The organism is Plantactinospora sp. KLBMP9567, from assembly GCF_033446045.1.
In the GTDB taxonomy this organism is placed as follows: Bacteria; Actinomycetota; Actinomycetes; order Mycobacteriales; family Micromonosporaceae; genus Plantactinospora.
Map to the genome: position 1 here is coordinate 42,294 of NZ_JAWQRR010000022.1, position 16,013 is coordinate 58,306.

The 16,013-nt window shown below is 73.2% G+C and carries 15 protein-coding genes; 6 read left to right on the forward strand and 9 right to left on the reverse strand.

The window, feature by feature from the left end:
• Positions 1-5 precede the first annotated feature (5 nt).
• Positions 6-1,853, forward strand: coding sequence for a gamma-glutamyltransferase (ggt, locus tag R6Y94_RS17890; RefSeq protein WP_318397005.1), 1,848 nt, complete (start codon positions 6-8; stop codon positions 1,851-1,853).
• Between the two features lie 12 nt (positions 1,854-1,865).
• Positions 1,866-2,891, forward strand: coding sequence for a tetratricopeptide repeat protein (locus tag R6Y94_RS17895; RefSeq protein ID WP_318397006.1), 1,026 nt, complete (start codon positions 1,866-1,868; stop codon positions 2,889-2,891).
• Positions 2,892-2,969: 78 nt separating this feature from the next.
• Here the strand turns inward: R6Y94_RS17895 and R6Y94_RS17900 are convergent, their stop codons facing one another.
• Positions 2,970-3,935 (reverse strand): hypothetical protein, encoded by a 966-nt coding sequence (locus tag R6Y94_RS17900; RefSeq protein WP_318397007.1) that lies wholly within the window; start codon positions 3,933-3,935, stop codon positions 2,970-2,972.
• Positions 3,932-4,312 (reverse strand): hypothetical protein, encoded by a 381-nt coding sequence (locus tag R6Y94_RS17905; RefSeq protein ID WP_318397008.1) that lies wholly within the window; start codon positions 4,310-4,312, stop codon positions 3,932-3,934. The genes R6Y94_RS17900 and R6Y94_RS17905 overlap by 4 nt, the downstream gene beginning before the upstream one ends.
• A gap of 197 nt (positions 4,313-4,509) precedes the next feature.
• Here R6Y94_RS17905 and R6Y94_RS17910 point away from each other — a divergent pair, with 197 nt between their 5' ends.
• From R6Y94_RS17910 to R6Y94_RS17920, 3 genes are all read left to right on the forward strand, one after another.
• On the forward strand, positions 4,510-8,277 hold the full coding sequence (locus R6Y94_RS17910; protein ID WP_318397009.1) for a CHAT domain-containing protein: 3,768 nt from the start codon (positions 4,510-4,512) through the stop codon (positions 8,275-8,277).
• A 319-nt stretch (positions 8,278-8,596) separates the two neighbouring features.
• Positions 8,597-8,926: a nucleoside triphosphate pyrophosphohydrolase family protein gene (locus R6Y94_RS17915; protein WP_318397010.1), complete on the forward strand. Its 330-nt coding sequence runs from the start codon at positions 8,597-8,599 to the stop codon at positions 8,924-8,926.
• A 543-nt stretch (positions 8,927-9,469) separates the two neighbouring features.
• Positions 9,470-10,177 carry a hypothetical protein gene (locus R6Y94_RS17920; RefSeq protein ID WP_318397011.1) on the forward strand — a complete coding sequence of 236 codons (708 nt, stop codon included), beginning with the start codon at positions 9,470-9,472 and terminating at the stop codon, positions 10,175-10,177.
• On the opposite strand, the gene R6Y94_RS17925 is transcribed toward R6Y94_RS17920, so the two are convergent.
• Genes R6Y94_RS17925 through R6Y94_RS17935 form a run of 3 tightly spaced genes read right to left on the reverse strand, consistent with a single transcriptional unit; the run spans position 10,174 to position 11,931 of the window.
• Positions 10,174-10,911 carry a low temperature requirement protein A gene (locus R6Y94_RS17925; protein WP_318397012.1) on the reverse strand — a complete coding sequence of 246 codons (738 nt, stop codon included), beginning with the start codon at positions 10,909-10,911 and terminating at the stop codon, positions 10,174-10,176. The two genes, R6Y94_RS17920 and R6Y94_RS17925, sit on opposite strands and share 4 nt — an antisense overlap.
• 7 nt (positions 10,912-10,918) lie before the next feature.
• On the reverse strand, positions 10,919-11,578 hold the full coding sequence (locus R6Y94_RS17930) for a nucleotidyl transferase AbiEii/AbiGii toxin family protein (protein WP_318397013.1): 660 nt from the start codon (positions 11,576-11,578) through the stop codon (positions 10,919-10,921).
• Positions 11,575-11,931, reverse strand: a complete 357-nt coding sequence (locus R6Y94_RS17935; RefSeq protein WP_318397014.1) for a hypothetical protein — start codon at positions 11,929-11,931, stop codon at positions 11,575-11,577. Before R6Y94_RS17935 ends, R6Y94_RS17930 begins: the two co-directional genes overlap by 4 nt.
• Before the next feature lie 312 nt (positions 11,932-12,243).
• Here R6Y94_RS17935 and R6Y94_RS17940 point away from each other — a divergent pair, with 312 nt between their 5' ends.
• Positions 12,244-13,011 carry a hypothetical protein gene (locus tag R6Y94_RS17940; protein WP_318397015.1) on the forward strand — a complete coding sequence of 256 codons (768 nt, stop codon included), beginning with the start codon at positions 12,244-12,246 and terminating at the stop codon, positions 13,009-13,011.
• A 150-nt stretch (positions 13,012-13,161) separates the two neighbouring features.
• Here the strand turns inward: R6Y94_RS17940 and R6Y94_RS17945 are convergent, their stop codons facing one another.
• The 4 genes from R6Y94_RS17945 to R6Y94_RS17960 all read right to left on the reverse strand — a co-directional run bounded on the left by R6Y94_RS17945 (position 13,162) and on the right by R6Y94_RS17960 (position 15,987).
• On the reverse strand, positions 13,162-14,196 hold the full coding sequence (locus R6Y94_RS17945; protein WP_318397016.1) for a magnesium transporter CorA family protein: 1,035 nt from the start codon (positions 14,194-14,196) through the stop codon (positions 13,162-13,164).
• 126 nt (positions 14,197-14,322) lie between these two features.
• Positions 14,323-14,922 (reverse strand): maleylpyruvate isomerase N-terminal domain-containing protein, encoded by a 600-nt coding sequence (locus R6Y94_RS17950; RefSeq protein WP_318397017.1) that lies wholly within the window; start codon positions 14,920-14,922, stop codon positions 14,323-14,325.
• A gap of 31 nt (positions 14,923-14,953) precedes the next feature.
• Entirely contained in the window at positions 14,954-15,601 is a 648-nt protein-coding gene (locus tag R6Y94_RS17955) for a cytochrome P450 (RefSeq protein WP_318397018.1), read from the reverse strand.
• The gene (locus R6Y94_RS17960) at positions 15,580-15,987 is read right to left on the reverse strand and encodes a hypothetical protein (protein WP_318397019.1); all 408 of its coding nucleotides are present in this window, start codon (positions 15,985-15,987) and stop codon (positions 15,580-15,582) included. Before R6Y94_RS17960 ends, R6Y94_RS17955 begins: the two co-directional genes overlap by 22 nt.
• Positions 15,988-16,013: the final 26 nt, after the last annotated feature.

Genomic DNA, 16,013 nt, shown 5'->3' on the forward strand with positions numbered 1-16,013 from the left:
GGGCAATGAGGCTCACCAAGAGGGCAACATCCCGGATGGCGGTGACGGTCGCCGTGGCCGTCGCCCTGGTCGCCGCATCGCCGCCGGCCAGCGCCGCACCGGGCGCCGCCGGCCAGCTCGGCGCGGCACCGAAGACGCCGACCGCACGCGGGTACGGGGGCGCCGTGTCCACCGTCGACCCGACCGCCACCGCTGTCGGCCTGGAGGTACTCCGTCGCGGCGGCAACGCGGTCGACGCGGCGGTGGCCGCGGCCGCCACGCTGGGGGTGACCGAACCGTTCTCGGCCGGCATCGGCGGTGGCGGCTTCCTCGTCTACTACGACGCGGGTAGCCGACGGGTGCACACCGTCGACGGCCGGGAGTCGGCGCCCGCCTCGATCCGGGAGGACTCCTTCGTCGACCCGGCCACCGGCACTGCGTACCCGTTCCAGCAGGCCCGGGTCAGCGGGCTGTCGGTCGGCGTACCCGGAACGCTTATGACCTGGCAGGAGGCACTGCGCAGGTGGGGCAGCCGGCCGCTGGCGGCGGCGCTCGCCCCGGCTGTCGAGGTCGCCGAGCGGGGGTTCGCGGTCGACCCGACGTTTCGGCAGCAGGTGGCGGAGAACGCGGCGGCGTTCGCCCAGTTCGACGCGACCCGGAAGCTCTACCTGCCCGGTGGCCAGCCGCCGGCGGTCGGCACCACGCTGCGCAACCGGGACCTGGCCGACACCTACCGGCAGATCGCCCGATCCGGTGTCGACGTCTTCTACACCGGACCGATCGGCGCGGACCTGGTCGCGGCGGTGCGCCGCCCGCCGGTCGCCACCGACCCGGCCGTGCCGTGGCAGTTCCCGATCCAGGCCGGCGGGATGACCCGGGCCGACCTCGCCCGCTACGAGCTGCGGTTCCCCGCGCCGACCCGGTCGGACTACCGGGGCTACCAGGTGTACGGCATGTCGACGCCGTCGAGCGGCGGTGTCGCGGTCGGCGAGGCGCTGAACATCCTGGAGCGGTTCGACCTGTCGAAGCTGACCGTCACCGAGGCGCTGCACCACTACCTGGAGGCGAGCGCCCTGGCCTTCGCCGACCGCAACCGGTACGTCGCCGACGGCACCTCCCGGCGGATCCTCGGTGAACTGCTCGACGACCGGTACGCCGCCGAGCGCGCCTGCCGGCTCGACCCCGCCCGGGCCGCACCGAAGCCCGTACCGCCCGGCGACCCCGACGGCCGGTACGGCGACTGCGCGACCGCGGCGGCCGGTGCCGAGGCCAACCCCGGGCGGAGCACCACGAACCTGACGGTGGCCGACCGCTGGGGCAACGTCGTCGAGTACACCCTGACGATCGAGCAGACCGGTGGGAACGCGATGGTGGTGCCCGGACGCGGATTCCTGCTCAACAACGAGCTGACCGACTTCACGTTCGCCCAGACCCCGGGCGCCGCGCCGGACCCGAACCTGCCCGGGCCGGGCAAGCGACCACGCAGTTCGATGTCGCCGACGATCGTGCTCGACGACGGTCGCCCGTTCCTGGCCCTCGGCACCCCCGGCGGCGCCACCATCATCACCACCGTGCTGCAGATCCTGGTCAACCGGATCGACCTCGGGATGTCCCTGCCACAGGCGTTGGCGGCACCCCGGGCTTCGCAGCGCAACAGTGCCGCACCGCAGGCGGAGCCGGCCTTCGTCGCCGCGTACGGCGGCGCACTCGGTGCGCTCGGCCATCCGGCGTTCGCCGTCACCGCCGAGCTGGGCGCGGCCACCGCGATCGAGTTCACCGGTCGGCACGGTCTGCTGGCGTCGGCGGAACCGGTACGGCGCGGCGGCGGGGCGGCCGGTGTCGTTCAGCCCGGTCGGTGGGCGGCGTCGGGGTGAGAGGATGTCGGGATGCCGGCGCTGACGTTGCCCAGGGTGACCTACCTCGGCGGGCATCCCGACCGGACCGGGCAGAGCGCACAGCTCACCGTCGTCCTCGACCGCTCCGGCATCGTGGTACGCGGACGGTTCCGCCGCTTCCTCGGGTTCCGCTGGCCCGACCTGCGCGGACTCGACGTACGGTCACCGGACATCGTGACCTTCGTACTGTCGACGTCGCTGTCCGAGGTGGACGCCGACGGCGCGACGCTGCACCTGCAGACCGACCGCGGGCTGTCCCGGCTGCACGTCAACGGCGTCCGCCAGGCCGACCTGCGGGCGGCGCTCGCCGGGTGGGTGACCCGGGAGGCCGGGCCGGACGCCCCGTTGCCGGCGACACCGCCGCCCGCCCCGCGCCAGGTCGACGGCCAACTCGGTACGGTGCGGATGGCCCTCGACGTCTGGCGGGCGGCCAGCCTCGGCCGGGAGCCGCTGGCCGACCGGAGCACCCTGGCCTACCGGCTGGCGGTCGCCGAGAACCATCGGTTCGGCGGGGCGTTCACCGAGGCCGTCGCCGTGCTCGGGCCGCTGGCGGCCGAGGCCGCCCGGGCGTTCGGTCCGACCGACGACGACACGTTGAAGGTCCGCAACGCGCTCGGCCAGACGTACCTCGCGGCCGGGGCGGTGGACGACGGGTTGGACGTGCTGCGCGAACTGGTGGCGGTGACCGAGCACCTGCACGGCGTCGACGGCGAACTCACCCTGGTGTTCCGGAACAACCTGGCGGTCGGCTACCAGCAGGCCGGCCAGTACGCGCTCGCCATCGACCTGCACGGGCGCAACGTCCGGCACACCGAGCGGCGGCGCGGGCCAACCGACCTGGAGACGATCGGCCGGCGCAACAACCTGGCCGCCACCCTCGCCCTCGCCGGCCAGCGGGAACGGGCGATCACCGGGTACTGGGCGGTGCTCGACGCGCTGGCCGGCGCCGATCACGCGCTGGGGGTCACCGCCCGGCAGAACCTGGCCATCCTGCACAACCCGTCCTGGCGGCCCTGACCGTCGCGACGCCTCGGCCGCGCCGTCGGTAACCGTAGGGGCGCCGGAGCGCTTGAGTAGCGTGCGGCCGGCACGCCGTCAGCCGTGCAGCAGCGGCAGTGGCAGCGGGGGAGCAGAGCCGGCGGGCGTGATCGGGCGGAGTTGGCGTACCACGTCGTCCTTGCGGACGATCGCGCTGATCTCCGCCCCGGTCTCGGCGGTGAGTCGACCCTGGCCGGACAGTCCCAGATGGGTGGCGAGCTTCCGTCCGTAGAGGTCCACCGCGGCCTCGACCAGGTCGGTGTAGACGCCGACGGCGAGCCGGGCACGGTACCGGGCGGTGAGCAGGGCCACCGCCCCGACGAACAGGGCCGGCCACCAGAGGGCGCTGAGAAGCACGTACAGCACACCCCAGCCGGCGAGCCGGGCCGCCGAGGCGCAGCGGTCCTGCACCGCCGTCACCTCGCCGCGTACCGCCTCGGGCAGCACCAGCCAGAGGCGTGGCCACACCGTCGTCAGGTCGATCGCGTAGCTGCGGTGTACCCGGACGTCGGCCGCGTGCAGCCGGTCGCCGATCCAGGTCGGCCGCTCCGCCGCCACCAGGCCGATGGCGTCCCGCCGGGCGATCGCCCGCCGGGCCCGGGCCCGGGCCGCCGGATCGGCCGGATCGGCCAGCAGCGCGCGTTCCGCCTCCGCCACCTCGGCGTCCGCTGTCGCCCACCGCCGCTGCCGGGACCCGGCCAGCCAGCGCAACACCGGCGCCGAGCCGGCCAGTCCCCAGGTCCACTCGACGAGCAGGCCCACCGCCCCGGCCAGCAGTCCGGCCGCGGCGGCGCCGAGCAGGAATCCGGCCGCGGCGATCAGCAGGGTCGCGTTGCGCCCGCTGGTCGGGGTGGCGCCGACCGTCCCCAGCCAGGTGCCGAGGACCCGACGGTCGACCGCGTGGCGGTGCCCGAGTACCTGCGCCAGCACCACCGCCCCGGCGAAGAGCGCCCCCGGCACCATCAGGGTGGCGGTCCACCGGGTCACCAACTGCTTGCCGAGCTCGGCGAGGAACGCGGTCACAGCGTGACCCTGGTCTCGACGAAGGGCAGCCCGGTCAGGGCGCAGGTCGGCCGGTCACCGTCACCGGCCCGCTCCGCCCGGGCACATGCCTGTCGGTTCGGGCAGGTCCAGCCGGTGACCGTGGGATGCCCGCCGCCGCCCCGCCAGGTCTCGAAGCCCCGGCTGCCGGTGGTCAGCCCGTCGACGCCGTGCCGGGCGAACACGACGTCGAGCCGGTCCAGGTCGGCTTCGAGTTGCCGGTCCAGCCGTCCCTGCCCGATCGCGTCGGCGATCCGGTCCAGCACGTCGGCGGCGCCGAACCGCTCGGCGTACTCCCGGAGTTGTCCGCCGCCCGCCTGGCCGCAGAGCCGCCCGATGCGCTGCGCGACGAGTTCCATGTCCGCTCCCCGTGCGTCGGCCGGCCGGATTCCGCTGACACAGTAACGCCCACCGCACCGCGTCGTCGCGAGGTGCGGGCACCCGGTGGCATCGCCTCGCGCCCACCACCCCGGTCGGTGAGACTGTGTGGAGACTGTGTGCCGGAAGGCGACCGCGGGTCAGCTTCGGTAGCCCGGCCGGACGATGGGACGCAGCGATGTCGAGAAGCGACCTGGACCTGATCACCGCCGCCCTCGACGAGTACGAGCGCAGCGCCGATCCGTCGATCCCGCTCGACGCGGATCTGGCCGACGCGGCGCAGCGCCTCGGCCCACAGGTCGGTGACCGGGGCCCGGGTCGGCAGGTGGCGGGGGTGCTGGCTCGGCTGCACTGGTGCCGCTATCTGCTGCTGCCCGGGCTGGACGGGCTGCGGGAGCGCCGGGCGGCGGTCGAGTTGTTCCGCCGGCTCCAGCTCCGGGAACCGGATCTGGTGCCCGAGCCGCTGCGCGACGAGTGCCGTGAGCCCGGTCCGTCCGGAGTCGACGAACTCTCCGCCGTCCTGTTGAGCCGGCAGCAGGCGGAACGGGTCGACCGCCTGCGGCAGCGGCACCTGGCCGGCGACGATCGGGCGCTGCGGATGCTGGTCAGCCTCTACCGGGAGTGGCTCCCGTACGCGGCCCGGCAGCGTGGCTGGCCCGGCGTTCTGCTTCAGGCCGCGCTGCTGACCGACCTCGCCGACGCGCTGCTCGCGGTCGCCGAGCACGCCCTTGACGGACGCAGGTACGAGGACGCGCTGGACACTGCCACGAAGGCGCTGACGGTCACCGCGGTCCGGGACCCGCACCGGCCGGCCCGGCTCACCTTCCGGGGCCGTCTCTTCGAGCGGTACTTCGACGAGGGTGCCGGCCCGAGGGCGCTGGAGATGGCGGTCGGCGACTACCGTCGGGCCGCGCAGCTCGGCTGGCATCGGCGGCCGACGGACCTGGACCTCGTCGGTCGGCTCGGTGCCGCGCTGCGCCGCCTGTCGGAGCTGCCGGAACAGCCGTCGGTGGAGATCCTGCTCGAGGCGACGGCGGCCTGGCGGGACGCGGTGACCTCGTCGGTCCCGGAGGATCCGGAGCTGCCGTCCCGACTGGGGCGGCTCAACGAGGTCGGGAACCTGCTGGCCCATGCGGTCGGCCTCGAACCGGTGCGTACCGTGCTGGGTGCCGCCCAGGAGCCGGGGCTGCTGGACCGGCTGTTCCGGCGTACCGGGGAACTGGCCGACCGGGTCGGCATCGACACCTCGCCGGAGGTACTGGCCGAGCGGCTCGACTCGGCCCTGGTGCTGTGCGCCGCGGTGCCGGCCTTCGACCCCGCCCGGCCGCGTGCCCTGCTCCTGCTCGGCCAGGCGGAGCACGACCGCTGGCAGCACGGCGGTGAACTGGACGGGGCCGAGCGGGCCGCGATCTGTGCCCAGATCGCCCTGGACGCCGCCGGCCCGGAGCATCCGCTGCGCCGGGAAATCCTGAATCTGCTGGCCGGTGCGGCCGGTGACGCGGGACTGCACAGACGCTCCGACGAGCTGGTCGAGGTGGCCGTCGGCGCCGCCCGGGCCGCCCTGGAGTTGGCCGACGCGCACCCGGAGGCCCGACCGACCCAGCTCGGCGTGCTCGCCGACGCGTACGCCCGGGCCGGACGGCTGGCCGGCGACTGCGACGCCCTGGACCAGGCGGTGCGGCACCAGCGGGAGGCGGTCGCGCACACCTCGGCCGACCAGGAGGTGTATCCGCTGCGGCTGATGAGCCTCGCCAGCATGCTGGTGCACCGCGACGCCCTGGCACCGGACGACTCGCTGCTCGCCGAGGCGGTGGAGGCGAACGGGCGTGCGCTCGCCGCCCTGCCCGGCGACGACTCCCGCCGGGTCGGCTTCACCTACAACCTGGCGAGCAGCCTGTCCCAGCACGCCCTTCGGCGTAAGGACCCGGTGGAGCTGCTGGCGGCCGAGCAGGTCTTCGAGGAGGCGTTCGCGCTGCTGCCGCCGGGTCATCCCGACGAGCCGCGGATCCGTAGTTCGATCGCGGAGATGCGGTACCAGCGGTTCGTGCTCGGCGGTGACCTGGACGCGCTCACCGCAGCCGTGGCACTGGCCCGGCAGGCGCTCGACGAGACTCCGGCCGGGCACCACTGGTGGCCGATCCGCGCCCTGATCCTGGCCCGGGCATCGGCCGAGCTGGCCGGCCTGGGCGGGCCCGAGGCGGCGGCGGCACGCGCCGAGGCGATCGCCACCTACGCCGCGATCGCCGCCTCGCCGATGACCGATCCGCAGCGCCGGATCGACGCCGAACGCCGCCAGGCCGAACTCGCCGTCGACGCGGCAGATCCCACCGCCCGGCTGGCCGCGCTCGAGCGTGCCGTCCGGCGGATCCCCTCGGTGATCAGTCGGTCGACCGCCGGCCGGCGCCGGCTGGACGCCATCGCGAGACTCGGCGGGCTGGCGTCCGAGGCCGCCGCCGTCGCGGTCGCGGCGGGAGATCCCGACGCCGCCGTGGAACTCCTGGAGCGGGGGCGCGGCCTGCTCTTCAACGAGGCACTGGACATCCGCGTCGGCGGAGCGGAGCTGGCTGCCGTCGATCCGCTGCTCGCCGCGGACCTGGCCAGGGTCGAACGTGAACTGGCCGAGGCGGACGCGTACACGCACGTCCGCAAGTTCATCATCGAGGTGGAGCGGACCACGGCGTCCGGCGAGTCGCTGGCCAAGAGCACCCGGGAGTGGGATCCCCGGACCGGTTGGCTGCCGCGGACCCGCGAACTCGCCGCCGAGCGGGACCGGCTGGTGGCCCGGATCCGCGCGTTGCCGGGCTTCGCCGACCTGCTGCGGCCACCGTCGCTGCCGGTGCTCCGGGAACGGCTCCGGGGCCTGCCGGTGGTCGTGGTCAACACCTTTGGCGACCGGGGCGACGCCCTGCTGGTCCCGGCGGAGCCGGGACGGCCGGTGGACCTGGTCCGGCTGCCCGAGTTGCGCGAGGCCGCCGTCCAACGCCAGGTCACCCGGATGTACGCGGCCGTGCTCGACGCGACCGACCCGGCGGTACCCTTCGACCGGCGGGTCGCCGCCCAGGAGGACCTGCTCGACGTGCTGGCCTGGCTGTGGGACGCCGTCACCGGGCCGGTACTCGACCGGATCGCCCCGGCGGAGGGTCCGGCGCCGAGGATCTGGTGGTGCCCGGTCGGCTCGCTGGCCCGGCTTCCGCTGCACGCGGCCGGTCACCACCGCGCGGCGGACGGGTCCCGTACGGTGCTCGACCGCACCGTGTCGTCGTACACTCCGACGCTCAGCGCGCTCGCCCACGCGGCGACCGGGCGGCCCCGGCCACCGGCCACCGCAACGGCGGCGGTCGTCGGCGTACCGGGCGCACCGCGGTTGTCGGCGCTGCCGGAGGTACGCGCCGAGGTCGAGCAGGTCGCCCGACTGATCCCCGGTTCCGCTCTGCTCAGCGGGACGGAGGTGGCGCTGCGCGATGTCGAGGACCTACTCCGGGTCCACCCGATCGCGCACTTCGCCTGCCACGGCGCCGCCGACACCAGTGCCAACGCGATGCTCGGCGGTGGCCTGCGACTTGGTGCGGCGACGCTCAGCCCGCACCTGGTCCGCTCGTACCGGCTGGACCGCCCGGAACTGGCCTTCCTGTCGGCGTGCAGTACCGCCGAGGCCCATCCGACCTTCACCGACGAGCCGCTGCACCTGGCGTCGGCGTTCCAGCTCGCCGGGTTCCGTGGGGTCGTCGGCACGATGTGGCGTACCACGGACAGTGCCCGGGTCGCCGAGGCCTTCTACGGCACCCTGACCGGCGGTGGCACCAGGCCACCGGAGACGGCCGACGCCGCGCGGGCGCTCATCGACACGGTGCGGGCGCTGCGCGACGAGTTTCCGTCGACTCCGACCCGATGGGCCGGATACCTCCATGTGGGGCTGAACCGGCCACTCTCCCCGGCTCCGACCTGACGGACCACCGGCGTGGACGGGGCGACCGGACCGGGGCGCCAAGGCCACCGGGAGGCGGGCTCCCCGGCCTGCTGGTCGGTCGGTGGGGCTGCCGGCCGTCCCGGCGGTGGGACGGTCGGGCGGGTTACGTCGAGCGGCGAGTGCGGGCGACCGGTCCTGGGGGGATGTGGTTGCGGAGCATGCGGAGCATGGCGTGGAGGACGTCGACGCGGCGTCGGGCCAGGCAGATGATCGCGGCGTTGTGCTGTGCCGGCGGCTTCTTGCGGTCGTCGTAGAGCCCGGCTGGTCGGCCGGGAGGGTTCGGCCATACTGGTCCGCCATGGACCTGGACGAGTATCAGCGGGGCGCCCTCCGTACGGCCGCTCCACGTGACAAGAGGAACGAGCTGCTCCACCTGGTGCTCGGGCTGGTCGGCGAGTCGGGTGAGATCGCTGAGAAGTTCAAGAAGTGGGTCCGCGACCTCGACAGCGAGGAGTCGCGGATCGACCGGGCCGACATCGCCAAGGAGCTCGGTGACGTGCTCTGGTACGTGGCGGTGCTCGCCGACTACCTCGACCTGTCGCTGGACGACATCGCGACGGCCAACCTGGCCAAGCTAGCCAGCCGTCAGGGCCGTGGCGTGCTGGGTGGTCATGGCGACAACCGCTGAACCGGCCAGGTCCTGGGCGCCACCGCTCATCCGACCGCCGAGATGCCAGACTCTGATTGTCGGTCCGCCGCCGATCGACGATGACGTACGGACCGCGCGGTTAGCGACCTCGCGTCGGCCGGAGTGTCGCGAGACGGGCATGCCGTACGTTCGGCCGTCGGCCCGCGCCAACAACACGCAGAAGCTCGGGGTCGGAACGGGTCCCCTCAGTACCATCTCCGAGGTGTACGCCGCGATGTCCGGTTCGATTTCATGATCGAGTCGGGTGGGTGGAATGTTGGTGGCCTGCCGGTCGTTACATTCACCGTGCGGCTGAGTGTCACCGCCTGTGAGCTGGGCTGGTGGCGGGGTCTCCGGGAATGATCCGGGGCCGCCGGTCGTTACATATGGTGTTCGCCCGAGTACCGGCATCCCCCCGCAGGTGATCGGGCGTTCTTGTGTCCCTGGAGACCAGCGTCAGCGTGTGTCTCGGGACGAGGTTTCGTTTCCAATGGCACCCCGCGTCCCCCGCTGGGGTGTTTATCCCCGATTGGAAGGACCATCATGAACAAGACTCTGTTCAGCCGATGGCTCCCGGCCGTCGAGCAGACTTCTCTGGTTCGTAGGACCGCGCTGGGTGTGGCTGGTCTGGCGTTCGTCGGCGGCGCTGTCGCCGGCCCCGCCGTGGCCGCGCAGGCCGCTCCCGAGCATGCCGGCTCGCCGGTGTCGCAGTCGGTGTTGCAGGCCGACAAGGACCACAAGGATAAGAGTGACAAGGGTAAGAGTGACAAGGACAAGGGCAAGGACCGTAAGGGCGGTAAGCCGTCGCGGGACAAGCTCGTGCCGCATGGTGTCCGGGGTGAGCAGTCGCGGATTCCGTTGTCGGGTGAGCAGTCCGAGAATGTGAAGGCGATCGTGAAGGCGACGAAGAAGGCTGGTCTGGACGAGCGTGCCGCGGTGATCGCGGTCGGTACCAGCCTTCAGGAGTCGAAGCTGGAGAACCTGGGTCACCTGGGTGACCGTAACGACCACGACTCGCAGGGGCTGTTCCAGCAGCGTCCGTCGTCGGGTTGGGGAACGCCGGAGCAGATCACCGATCCGGAGTACTCGACCACCGCGTTCCTGAAGGGACTGCGCCAGGTTGACGGTTGGCATGACCTGCCGCTGACTGCCGCGGCGCAGAAGGTGCAGGTGTCGGCGTACCCGGACGCGTACGCGCAGTGGGAGGACCAGGCTGCTGACCTGGTCGCCAACACCTGGAACAACAGCTAACACAGGAAACCGAAGGCCGGATCCCACCCGGGTCCGGCCTTCGGCGTGTCCGGGCCGATCCCGGCTCGGGCCGGGGCGTGCGGTCCGGGCGCCCGGTTCAACCGGCCGACGCGGTCGCCCCGGCGGAGTGCCTGCGGCCGCGCAGAGCGTCCGTGACCGCGACTCCGGCCAGCACCAGGGCGGCCACGGCCGGTACCGGCCGAGCGGAGGCAGCCGCAGCAAGCCCGGCACGGCCGCGACGAGTACGAGGATCGCGGCGGGGCGTACCGGGGAGACGCGACCGAAGACCTCGTACTCGAAGAGGGCCGACCGGCCAGGAAGAGTGCCGGACCGCCCAGGATCGTGGCGACCCACCCGGTTGTCGGCTCGCCGGTCGGACCCACGATGGCGAGTTCGAAGCCGGCGGCGGTGGCGGCAACCCCGGCGACCATCACCACGTGGTTGTACGGCGAACTCTGGCTGAACCGTGCCGGACGCCTGGGCGCCCCGATCGCGGCGGGCAGCACCTGCCCGGCGCAGTGTACGTAGATCCGCCACAGCAGGACGGTGCTGCCGAGGGTCACCCCGAACCCGGCCAGGTGTACGGCGGTGAACCCGGTACGACTCATCGCCAGCCCGATGATCAGGATCGCGTCGCCGAGCGAGACGATGAAGAACTGCTGAAACCGCTCGCCGAAGTGCTCGGCCACGCTGAGGAGTTGGGCGGCCCGGGGGCGCCGGACAAGGCGGGGCACGACAGGGTCAGCGAGGCCAGCCGGCCAGTTTCGCGCGGATCTTCCGGACCTGTGCGGGGTCCCGGCCGTACCGGGCGAAGCGCTGGTCGGGCAGCCGGTCCAGGTAGCGGCCGGCGGCGGTGATGTCGTCCGGCTCGATCGCCGGATCGTACTCGGCGGCGAGCCGGATCAGGTCGTCCACGGCGTACCGGTCGAGCGCCGCCGCGACGTCGATGTAGTCCCGGACCTCGCGGCGGGTGACCAGGGCGGCGGTCTTGCTGGCCACCAGGTCCTGGACGTGCATGACCGGCCCGAGGTCCATCACCACCGGGCTGCGGTGCCGGTCCAGCCGCCCCAGGCTGAGCCGTAGCCGCCGCCCGCCCCGGCCGACCAGGAAGTCCTTCATGTCCAGCTCGAACCCGCTGAACAGCCCGGCCAGGTCGCTCGACGGGTCCTCGTCGACGACGGTGAAGCCGGCCGCCTCGAGCGCGGTCCGGACCTCCGCCCCGGCGCTGGCCGCCGCGCCGTCGACGTCGGCGAAGAGGTCGACGTCCTCGGTCGGCCGGGAGACCAGGCCGTGCGCCGCCCAGGCCACCCCGCCGCCGAGCACGAATCCGTGCTTGTCGGCCACGGAGAGGGCGACCCGGGCGACCTGGCGGTAGAAGTCGTCGAGATGGGTGGTGGTCATGCCGCCCGGCGATCACCGGCGGCCAGTGACGGGTGCCGCCGCTCCCACGCCGCCCGGACCCCGCGCGGCAGGTTCAGTGCGGACCAGATCCGGCGGAGCACCCGGCCGTTGAGGAACCGGCGCAGGTCGTCGGAGCGGGTGCTCTCGCGCAGGACGTTCTCGTACATCCAGAGCAGTTGGTCCGGATCGTCCAGGTCGAAGCTGCGCTCCGGCCCCCACATCAGGCGCAGCGGCAGCACGACCGTGCCCCGGGTCGGGCCGGTCAGTTCGGCGACGGTCGGGGTCACCACGGCAGGCCGGCCCGGGCGGGCCAGGTGGACCACGCCGGTTCCGGCCGCGGCGGCGTACTGCATGCGCTCAGGGTAGCCGGAAGCTGGCGGGTACGGATCGTCCGTACCCGATTTTGCTGGTCTGTCCGGCCTGCCGCCGCCCCCGGACCGGCCCGGACCCGGCGTCGTGACCGCCGGTCCCGGTCGTGACCGCAGGACCGGACCGGCGGCCGACGCCAGCCAGGCAAATCCGGAATGCCGGACTGGGCGGGCTGGTTGTTTATCTCGGTACGCCCGTGAGCTCAGCCCCCTGGACCGCGGGCGTACCTCCCTTGTGCGCTGGGGCTGCCCCCAGCGCGTCGCAGTGCCTCCCGGAATCCAGACGAAAGGGCAACCATGAATCCGATCTTCGGACGATGGCTCCCCGCCATCGCGGAGACCGCTCGCACGCGGTGGCTTCCCGCCATCGCCGCACATCCGGTGACGCGCCGGCTTCCGGCCGTCGCGGAAACCCCGATCGCCCGCCGGTCCGCGCTGGCCGTCGCGGGCCTCACCTGCGCGGCCGCCTGCTCGGCCGTGGCCGGCCCGGTCGGTCTGGTGGCCGCCTCCGGGCACCCGGGCGCGCAGCCGGCGGCGTACAGCCAGTCGATGCGGGACGACGACTCGCACGAGGACGACCGCAACCGGCCCGCCGAAAGCGGAAACTCGGACCGCAGGGCGTCCCGGGACAAGCTGGTCCCGCACGGCGTGCAGGGCTACCAGTCCCGGATCGACCTCGACGACGAGCAGCGGGACAACGCCCGCGAGATCGTCCGGGTGGCCCGGAAGCTCGACATGGGTCAGCGGGGCGCGGTGATCGGCGTGGCGACCGCTCTCCAGGAGTCGAAGCTGCGCAACCTCGGGCACCTGGGCGAGTGGAACGACCACGACTCGCTCGGGCTGTTCCAGCAGCGGCCGTCGTCCGGCTGGGGCTCGCCGGACCAGATCCGGGACCGCGACTACTCCTCGGCCGCGTTCTTCGAGGGGCTCAAGCGGGTCGACCGCTGGTGGGACCGGCCGCTGACCGACGCCGCCCAGGCGGTGCAGGTGTCCGCGTACCCCTACGCGTACGCGCAGTGGGAGGACCAGGCCGCGGATATCGTGCAGGACGTCTGGTCGCGGTAACGCCGTTGACGGAACCGTTTCGGGGAGGCCCGGCCACGCGCCGGCCTCCCCGAGCCGTCAGCTGGCCCGGAAAACCAGCCGACCCGGTCCGTCCTCGGGGACGTCGCGCTGGCGAGCAGCCGGCAGCGGGCAACCGGCCCGGGCGGCCGCTCAGATCCAACTCTTCCGGCGGAACACCACGTACAGGGCGATCGCCAGCCCGAACGTCACGACCAGCGAGACGATGAACTCCGCCGGGGTGTGCCGCCAGGGGAAGGCGAGGTTCTGCCCGAAGAACCCGGTCACCGCCGTCGGTACGGCGATCACCGCCGCCCAGGCGGTGACCTGCTTGACGATCAGGTTGAGCTGGTTGTTCTGCAGCATCAGGTTCGTCTCGAGCATGGTCGTGTTCAGGTCGCGCAGCGAGTCGCTCCACTCGATCACCCGCAGCACGTGGTCGTACAGGTCCTGGTAGTACGGCAGCATCTCCTCATCGACGGTGTGCATGGTGGGACGCATCAGGGCGTTCACCACCTCCCGCATCGGCAGGGTGACCTGGCGGAGCCGGACCAGGTCCCGCCGGGCGAGGAAGATCTGCCGCTGCACCTCGTTGCGGTCCATCTCGCCGGCGGCACCGGCGTCGCCGCCCCGGCCCGCGTCGCCGGCCCCGCCCGCCCGACCGTCCTTGAACATCGAGCCCTGCACCCGCTCCAGCGTCGCGTCGAGCTGCTGCACCGCGGAGAAGTGGCCGTCGATCAGGGTGTCGAGCAGGCCGTAGAGCAGGAACGCGATCCCGTGCGGGGCGAGTTCGGCGCTCTCGTCCCAGCGGGCCAGCACGTGCCGGATGTCGAACTTGTCGGTGTAGCGGACCGTCACCAGGGCCCGGGGTTTGATGAACGCCGACAACTCGTCGTCGGTCAGCCCGCCGTCCGCGTCCAGCCGCACCATGTAGGTGTTCAGGAACAGGTGCGTGTCGTACCGGTCGAGTTTCGCCCGCTGGGCCTGCTGGACGATGTCCTCGACCGCCAGTTCGTGCATCCCGAGTTCCTCGGCGAGCAGCTTCAGGTCGTCCTCGGTCGGCCGGCAGATGTCGAGCCAGATCACCACCCGGTCGTCGCCGGCGAGCCGGTCGCCGACCTCCCGCGCCGGGAAGCCCTGGTCGACGAGGGCGCCGTCCCGGTACATCCGGGTGTTGCTCACCTGCACGCCGTCTCTTCCCCCACGCACCTGACGGTAGGCCGACGGTGCCGGCCGGCGTGCTGGTTCGTCGAACCTCGGCCGCCGTTGGTGATGGCGACGCGGACGAGGTCCCGCCGGGCGGGAGGAGCCCGGTCAGCCGCGCTCGTCCGGCGGCGCCGCCTGCCAGTGCCAGCGCCGCACCCGGGGCCGGCCGGGCAGCTCGGTCCGGCCGGTGGCCCAACGCAGTGCCGACCACGGGTCGACCTCGGCCAGCTCGGCGGCGACCTGCGGAAACATCCGAGCCAGCACCCGGGCGCAGACCTCGGCCGGCGGTGCGAGGGTCAGCCCGAGGGCCCGGGCGATGTCGTCGCCGTGCAGCAGCGCCTCGACACAGCCCATCCCGGCGAAGCCGGCCGGGTCGCCCATGCCGTAGGGGTGCCAGGCCCGCACCGCCGCCGGGGCGGTCCGGACCATCGCGGCGAGGACCCGCCCACTGCCCTCGACGAACTCCAGCAGCTGGGCCGGGGTCGCCTCCGGGGCGACGGTGGCCAGGAACCGCACGTACCGGTCCGCGGGGCGGGAGCCGAGCTGCATCGCGTACGACAGCAGGCAGTCGCCGAGGTGCTCCCCGGTGTGCCAGCAGTCCCAGTCCAGCCCGTCCGCCGGAACACGCCAGTCCCGGTCGGTGCCGGGCCGGAGCGTGTCGACGACACTGGCCACCGCCGTCTCCAGGTCGTCCGCGCTGACGGCCATCGCTACCTCCGTACGGTGGATCGGTTGGTGGTCAGCGGAGACCGTACCCGCTCCGGCCGACGGCCGGGCGCCCGCCGGGACGCTCCCGGCGACCGCCCGGACCGGCGACCGGGCGACCTGCGCCGGTCAGTCCGGCCGGCATCGTCACGCCGAGCGGTTCGCCCGGGGTGAACGTCGCCGGCATGCTGCCGAAGCCGTTGATCACGCCGAGGCTCTCGTTCTGCTTGGTGGCCGCCCGGTCGATGGCGATGTCCGGCATCCGTTCGAGCACCCGCCGCACCATCAGCGGGAACCAGGCGCGGGCATGGTTGAGCCCGATGCAGCGGTGGATGCCGAGCCCGAAGCTGGCGTGCCGGTTGGGGGAGCGGTCCAGCCGTACCTCGTCGGGGTCCGGGAAGACCGACGGATCCCGGTTGGCGGCGGCGAAGGACATCATCACCCGGTCGCCGGCCCGGATCTGCTGCCCGCCGACCACCACGTCCCGGGTGGCGGTCCGGGCGAAGTCCATCGCCGGCGGGAAGACCCGGAGGAACTCCTCGGTCGCGTCTTCGCAGAGCGCCGGATCGGCCATCAGCGCCGCCCGGTGCTCGGGGTGGTCGGCCAGCCAGAGCATGGTGTGCGCGAACAGCGCGGTGGTGGTGTGCAGGCCGCCCTGGATCACCAGTAGCGCGATGCCCACCACCTCCTCTCGACGGGCAGCGGTGCGCCGTCGACGGTGGCCCTGGCCAGACCGCTGAGCAGTCCCTCGCCCGGCTCCTCGCGCAGCCTCGGCACCTCGGCGGCGATGGCACTGCCGAGCTGCCCCATCACCTGGACGTTGCGCGGGTAGTCGGGGTCGCTCGGCGGCGAGGCCGCGACCCAGTGCATCGGCCCGGCGTACGTCTGCCAGTCGTCCAGCGGGAGCCCGATCAGCTTCATGGTGGCCAGCGCCGGCAGCGGGTTGCCGTAGTCCAGCACGAGGTCGATCCGGCCGCCCGGGCGGACCCGGTCCAGCAGGGCGTCGGCGGCCTGCTCGGCGAAGGGCAGCGAGTCGCGGGCCGCGCTCGGCGAGAAGTACGGGCTCATGATCCGCTGGTACGGGCCGGCGAAAA

Bases quoted from the DNA above. Each gene is read 5' to 3' on its own strand.
- ggt (WP_318397005.1), top strand. From the start codon at position 6: ATGAGGCTCACCAAGAGGGCAACATCCCGGATGGCGGTGACGGTCGCC.
- R6Y94_RS17895 (WP_318397006.1), top strand. From the start codon at position 1,866: ATGCCGGCGCTGACGTTGCCCAGGGTGACCTACCTCGGCGGGCATCCC.
- R6Y94_RS17905 (WP_318397008.1), bottom strand. From the start codon at position 4,312: ATGGAACTCGTCGCGCAGCGCATCGGGCGGCTCTGCGGCCAGGCGGGC.
- R6Y94_RS17910 (WP_318397009.1), top strand. From the start codon at position 4,510: ATGTCGAGAAGCGACCTGGACCTGATCACCGCCGCCCTCGACGAGTAC.
- R6Y94_RS17915 (WP_318397010.1), top strand. From the start codon at position 8,597: ATGGACCTGGACGAGTATCAGCGGGGCGCCCTCCGTACGGCCGCTCCA.
- R6Y94_RS17920 (WP_318397011.1), top strand. From the start codon at position 9,470: ATGAACAAGACTCTGTTCAGCCGATGGCTCCCGGCCGTCGAGCAGACT.
- R6Y94_RS17930 (WP_318397013.1), bottom strand. From the start codon at position 11,578: ATGACCACCACCCATCTCGACGACTTCTACCGCCAGGTCGCCCGGGTC.
- R6Y94_RS17935 (WP_318397014.1), bottom strand. From the start codon at position 11,931: ATGCAGTACGCCGCCGCGGCCGGAACCGGCGTGGTCCACCTGGCCCGC.
- R6Y94_RS17940 (WP_318397015.1), top strand. From the start codon at position 12,244: ATGAATCCGATCTTCGGACGATGGCTCCCCGCCATCGCGGAGACCGCT.
- R6Y94_RS17950 (WP_318397017.1), bottom strand. From the start codon at position 14,922: ATGGCCGTCAGCGCGGACGACCTGGAGACGGCGGTGGCCAGTGTCGTC.
- R6Y94_RS17960 (WP_318397019.1), bottom strand. From the start codon at position 15,987: ATGAGCCCGTACTTCTCGCCGAGCGCGGCCCGCGACTCGCTGCCCTTC.